Origin of the sequence: Paracoccus sp. (in: a-proteobacteria) (assembly GCF_032007265.1) — a bacterium.
Classification (GTDB): domain Bacteria; phylum Pseudomonadota; class Alphaproteobacteria; order Rhodobacterales; family Rhodobacteraceae; genus Paracoccus.
This window is the reverse complement of the sequence record NZ_DALZMB010000167.1, coordinates 1-5,699: the sequence shown is the minus strand read 5'-3', so window position 1 is coordinate 5,699 and position 5,699 is coordinate 1. Positions and strand designations below refer to the sequence as shown.

Here is a 5,699-nt window from a genome sequence, read left to right as displayed (position 1 = left end):
GACCGGACGGCGGGCCACCATCCACTGGATGGAGATCGACGCTTTCACCGAAACCTTCCACGATGTCGAAACCGTCACGGCCCCTTGGGTCGAGGACGGCAATCTTGTGACCTGCGGCGGCGCAGGGGGGGTGATGGATTGGTCCTTGTCGTTGATCAGGCGCTATGGCGGCGACGCCCTTAGCTATGACGTCGCCAATATGTTTGGCCGCATCGCCGATTCGGATGGACAGCGTGCAATCGAATCGGGCTATGCCCCCGGCAGCTATCCACCAAATGTGCCCAGAATGACCGATCGGGGGCTTTCGCCCGTGCTGCAACGCGCGATTACCGCCATGCGGCAGTCGGCAGATGCGCCCGTGCCTTTGACCGAGATCGCCGAGATCGCCGCCGTATCCTCGCGCACATTGGATCGGATGTTCATGTCGGTGATGCAAATGTCGGCGGGCCAGTATTATCGCAACATTCGCCTGTCACATGCGCGCGCCCTGGCCGTGGATACCAGGCTGACCCTTGCCGAGATCGCTGCACGGACAGGATTTGCCTCGGCTGCAACGCTGGCGCGGGCCTATCGCGCGCAATATGGCGAGACGATTGGCAGCTCGCGGCGACGCTAGCGACCTTGCCAGACCGGGTCGCGCTTTTCAGCAAAGGCCCGCGCGCCCTCAAGCTGATCCTCCGAGTGGTGCAGGGCCTCGACCGTTGCGAATTGGTTGCGCGCGATCCGGGCCATGGCGTCGATGAATTTCATATCCTCGGCCTCGCGCACGATTTCCTTGATGGCCGCGAAAACCAAAGGTGGCCCCGAGGCCAGCTCATCCGCCAGTTTGCGCGCTTCCGCCATCAGCTGATCCGCGGGCAGAACCCGATTGATCATACCCCAGCGCGCGGCCTCTTGGGCGTCCATCCAACGTCCTGTCAGCAGCATTTCCATAGCGATATGATAGGGGATGCGCTTGGGAAGCCGGATCGAGGCCGCGTCCGCCACCGTGCCCGACCGAATTTCTGGCAAGGCAAATGTCGCATGATCGGCGGCAAGAATAATGTCACCTGACAAGGCCACCTCCAGCCCGCCGCCACAGCAGATGCCGTTCACGGCAACGATCACGGGCTTATTTAGGCCGCGCAACTCTTGCAGGCCACCAAAGCCGCCAACGCCGTAATCCCCCTCGACAGAGGCACCCTCGGCAGCTGCCTTCAGATCCCAGCCGGGGCAAAAGAATTTTTCGCCCGCACCCGTCAAAATCGCGACCCGCAGGGCCGGATCATCGCGAAAGCGGGTAAAGATTTCCCCCATGGCGCGGCTGGTCGCAAGGTCGATGGCATTGGCTTTGGGTCGGTCAAGCGTCACCTCAAGAACGGCGCCGCGAATCTGGCTGTGCAGGGGGGGCATCTTATCTCCTATGGGAGGGGGGGCGCCTTGGGACCAAGACCTTTGGCGCAGTGCTGCACTTATGCTGGCACTTCCCAATAGCGCTTGTCGAGGGGGGCAAAGGTCAGGCGATCTGCGCCCGCGCCACAGTCCATCTGCGGTCAAAACAAGGGCAATGCAGCATACGAAATCCAGCCAGAACCATAGGATACAAGTGGAAATTTTTACGCTATGACCACCCGAAAATGGAAACGGCGCAGTCTACGACTTCTGTGGTCTTGCACTTTCAAACCCGGATGGCATTGGTAGACATAGGCATACCGAAGCGGCAAAGACCAAAGAATGAGAGGAATATCTTTTTATTGACAGTTGAAATGCCGCTTTTACACAATTGGCACATCCGGGTCACATACCAAGCCTGACCCCGGCCTGCGCCGAAACCGACAAGATCACAGAAGTTTTCAGGAGCCACAGATGGCCGACTATGTTCTGACCGTTACCTGCCCGACCCGCCGTGGAATCGTCGCCGCAATTTCGGGCATGCTTGCTGCGAATGGCTGCAACATTACCGACAGCGCGCAGTTCGATGATCAGGATAATGACCGCTTCTTTATGCGCGTCAGCATCGACTCGCAGGAGGGCCGCAGCGCGGATGAGCTGCGCGAAGCCTTTGCCCCGATTGCTCAAGACTTCGAGATGGACTGGCAGCTTTGCGACGCCAACAAAAAGACCAAAGTCCTGCTGATGGTTTCGAACTTCGGCCATTGCCTGAATGACCTGCTTTACCGCTGGAAGATCGGGGCTCTGCCAATTGACATCGTCGGGGTGATTTCAAACCACATGACCTATCAAAAGGTCGTGGTGAACCATGACATCCCGTTCCACCACATCCGCGTCACCAAAGAGAACAAGCCCGAAGCCGAAGCCCAGATGATGCAGATCGTCGAGGATACCGGAACCGAGCTGGTGGTGCTGGCGCGCTATATGCAGATCCTTTCCGATCAGCTGTGCCAGAGAATGTCGGGCCGGATCATCAACATCCACCACTCTTTCCTGCCCAGCTTCAAAGGGGCCAACCCTTATAAGCAGGCGTTCCAGCGTGGCGTCAAACTGATCGGCGCAACCGCGCATTACGTGACCGCTGATCTGGATGAAGGCCCAATCATTGAACAAGATACGATCCGCGTCACCCATGCCCAATCGCCCGAGGACTATGTCAGCCTTGGCCGCGATGTCGAGGCACAGGTGCTGGCACGGGCAATTCATGCGCATATCCACCATCGTTCGTTCCTGAATGGAAATAAGACGGTTGTTTTCCCGTCAAGTTCGGGTGGATACGCTTCCGAACGGATGGGTTGATCTCCGGCCCGTCGCGTCCAACGAGAGAGGGATCATGGACACTCAGATCACCACGAACGCACGGATTATCGACGGCAAGGCCTTTGCGGCGGGCATTCGGCACAAGGTTGCCGAACATGTGCGCCGCATCAAAGCCGAAGCGGGGATCACCCCTGGTCTGGCCGTGGTTTTGGTGGGCGAAGATCCTGCAAGTCAGGTCTATGTCCGCTCAAAGGGCAAACAAACGGTCGAGGCCGGCATGGCCTCGTTCGAACACAAGCTTGACGCCACGACCTCGGAAAGCGAATTGCTGGCCCTGATCGCTCGGCTCAATAACGATCCGGCGGTGCATGGGATTTTGGTCCAACTGCCCCTGCCCGATCACCTGAATTCCGATCTGGTGATCAATTCGATCGATCCGGCCAAGGATGTTGATGGCTTCCACATCTCGAACGTCGGGCTTTTGGCCACTGGGCAAAAGGCCATGGTGCCTTGCACACCCCTTGGCTGTCTGTTGCTGCTGCGCGATCTGATGGGATCTTTGTCTGGCAAGAATGCCGTGGTGATCGGGCGCTCGAATATTGTGGGCAAACCGATGGCGCAGCTTTTGCTGGGCGATAGCTGCACCGTCACCATTGCCCATTCCCGAACCAAAGACCTGCCCGAAGTCGTTCGCCGCGCCGATATCGTCGTGGCGGCCGTGGGACGGCCGGAAATGGTCAAAGGCGATTGGCTGGGCCAAGGCGCGGTGGTTATCGACGTCGGCATCAACCGGATCGAACGTGATGGCAAGCAGGTGCTGGTCGGGGATGTCGATTTTGACAGCGCCCTGACCCGCGCCAGCGCGATTACCCCCGTGCCCGGTGGCGTCGGTCCGATGACGATTGCCTGCCTTCTGGCCAATACGGTAACAGCCTGCTGCCGTGCCAATGGCCTGACCGAGCCCGAGGGTCTGACTATCTGATATCTGCGCGTCGGCTCGGGAGGGGCCGGCGCGTTTAGCTGACTAGATTTGAACAATATCGTACTATCCACATCCTCGCAGAGGACGTTGAGGAGGAGGTCCAAATGACGAAACGAGTTGCAGTGATCGGGGCGGGGCCTTCTGGGCTGGCGCAGCTGCGCGCCTTTCAATCTGCCGCCAATGCAGGCGCCGAGATCCCGGAAATTGTCTGCTTTGAAAAGCAGGACAATTGGGGCGGGTTGTGGAATTATACCTGGCGCACCGGCCTAGATGGCAATGGCGAGCCGGTCCATAGCTCGATGTACCGCTATCTGTGGTCCAACGGCCCGAAAGAGGGTCTGGAATTCGCGGATTATTCCTTCGAAGAGCATTTCGGCAAGCAGATCGCCAGCTACCCGCCGCGTGCTGTGCTGTTTGACTATATTCAGGGCCGCGTGGAAAAGGCGGGTGTGCGCAAGTGGATCCGTTTTTCAACGCCGGTTCGCATGGTCACCTATGATTCCAAGACCGAAAAATTCACGGTCACGGCGCATGATCTGGTCAAAGACCGCATGTATACCGAGGAATTTGACAATGTGATCGTCGCTTCGGGTCATTTCTCGACACCCAACGCCCCCGAATTCCCGGGCTTTACCCGTTTTGGCGGTCGCATCCTGCATGCCCATGACTTCCGTGATGCAATGGAGTTCAAGGGCAAGGATCTGCTGCTGATCGGCACCTCTTATTCCGCCGAGGATATCGGCTCTCAGTGCTGGAAATACGGCGCCAACTCGATCACCGTGGCGCATCGCACCGAGCCGATGGGCTTCAAATGGCCCGCCAATTGGAAAGAGGTTCCGATCCTTGAGCGCGTGGATGAAAACACCGCCTATTTCAAGGATGGCAGCAGCCAGCGCATCGATGCGATCATTCTGTGCACGGGCTACAAGCACCACTTCCCATTCCTGCCCGACGATCTGCGCCTCAAGACCAAGAACCGGCTGGCCACGGCTGATCTCTATAAGGGCGTGGCCTATGTCTATAACCCCAAGATGTTCTATCTGGGGATGCAGGATCAGTGGTTCACCTTCAACATGTTCGACGCTCAGGCCTGGTGGGTGCGTGATGCGATCATGGGGCGCGTCGCGATCCCGCATGAGACGGCAACCCTGCTGGCGGATGTCAAATCGCGCGAAGCCGCCGAGGATGCTGGCGTCGATACCCATGACGCGATCCAGTATCAGGGTGATTACGTCAAGGAACTGATCGCCGAGACGGATTACCCCTCGTTTGATGTCGACGGCGCTTGTGCGGCTTTCTTTGAATGGAAAGAGCATAAGAAAGACGACATCATGGGCTTTAGGAACAAAGCCTATCGTTCGGTCATCACCGGGACGATGGCGCCGATCCACCACACGCCGTGGAAAGATGCGCTGGAAGATTCGATGGAAAGCTATCTGCGCAATTGATGCAACAAGAACGGGTCGCCTTGGCGGCCCGCTTCATTTCCCGTCATTCAGCCAGCCTCGTCAGTGATTGCAAAATCGCTGAGAATTTCCAGCTATATATCCAGCGTCTGCGCCAGCTCCCACTCGTTGGAATTGGCAGCTGAGCGCTCCCATTCGCGCGATTTCAGCTTCAAATAAGCCGCCGAGAAATCCTCGCCCAGAAATTCTCGCAAGGCTTGGTCTTGCCCGAATTCGCGCAGAGCATCCGACAAATCCGCCGGAAGGCGGGGGGCGTCAGTCACCAGATGGCCCTCGGCATACATATCCCTTGTGCTGGCCGGGCCCGGATCGATTTTACACCTGATCCCGTCAAGGCCGGCCGCAATCACCGCCGCTTGCAAAAGATAGGGGTTGGCTGCGCTGTCGGGCAGGCGGAACTCGAACCGTCCCGGTCCGGGCACGCGCACCATATGGGTGCGGTTATTTCCTGCCCAAGTCACCGACGCAGGCGCCCAGCTTGATCCGGCATCGGTGCGCGGCATGTTGATCCGCTTATAGCTATTCGTGGTCGGGTTGCAGATCGCGGCAAGTGCTGCGGT

5 protein-coding genes and 1 pseudogene are annotated in these 5,699 nt (G+C 58.4%); 4 read left to right on the top strand and 2 right to left on the bottom strand.

All coding sequences use genetic code 11. The features are described 5' to 3' along the window. A partial coding sequence (locus RTS12_RS19910; RefSeq protein ID WP_312531761.1) for a helix-turn-helix domain-containing protein occupies positions 1-616 on the top strand: 616 nt, incomplete at its 5' end. Here the strand turns inward: RTS12_RS19910 and RTS12_RS19905 are convergent. Further along, a complete protein-coding gene (locus tag RTS12_RS19905) occupies positions 613-1,392 on the bottom strand; it encodes a carnitinyl-CoA dehydratase (RefSeq protein ID WP_312531760.1) in 780 nt (259 codons plus the stop codon). The genes RTS12_RS19910 and RTS12_RS19905 overlap by 4 nt on opposite strands. 453 nt (positions 1,393-1,845) lie before the next feature. Between RTS12_RS19905 and purU the strand changes: the two genes are divergently transcribed. The 3 genes from purU to RTS12_RS19890 all read left to right on the top strand — a co-directional run bounded on the left by purU (position 1,846) and on the right by RTS12_RS19890 (position 5,121). Then, complete coding sequence (gene purU, locus RTS12_RS19900) at positions 1,846-2,730, top strand: formyltetrahydrofolate deformylase (protein ID WP_312531758.1); 885 nt, start codon at positions 1,846-1,848, stop codon at positions 2,728-2,730. 34 nt (positions 2,731-2,764) lie between these two features. Then, the gene (gene folD, locus RTS12_RS19895; RefSeq protein WP_312531755.1) at positions 2,765-3,673 is read left to right on the top strand and encodes a bifunctional methylenetetrahydrofolate dehydrogenase/methenyltetrahydrofolate cyclohydrolase FolD; all 909 of its coding nucleotides are present in this window, start codon (positions 2,765-2,767) and stop codon (positions 3,671-3,673) included. Positions 3,674-3,777: 104 nt separating this feature from the next. Further along, positions 3,778-5,121 (top strand): NAD(P)/FAD-dependent oxidoreductase, encoded by a 1,344-nt coding sequence (locus tag RTS12_RS19890; protein ID WP_312531753.1) that lies wholly within the window; start codon positions 3,778-3,780, stop codon positions 5,119-5,121. Between the two features lie 92 nt (positions 5,122-5,213). On the opposite strand, the pseudogene RTS12_RS19885 reads toward RTS12_RS19890, so the two are convergent. After that, a pseudogene (locus tag RTS12_RS19885) lies at positions 5,214-5,699 on the bottom strand (type III glutamate--ammonia ligase); the annotation flags it as partial.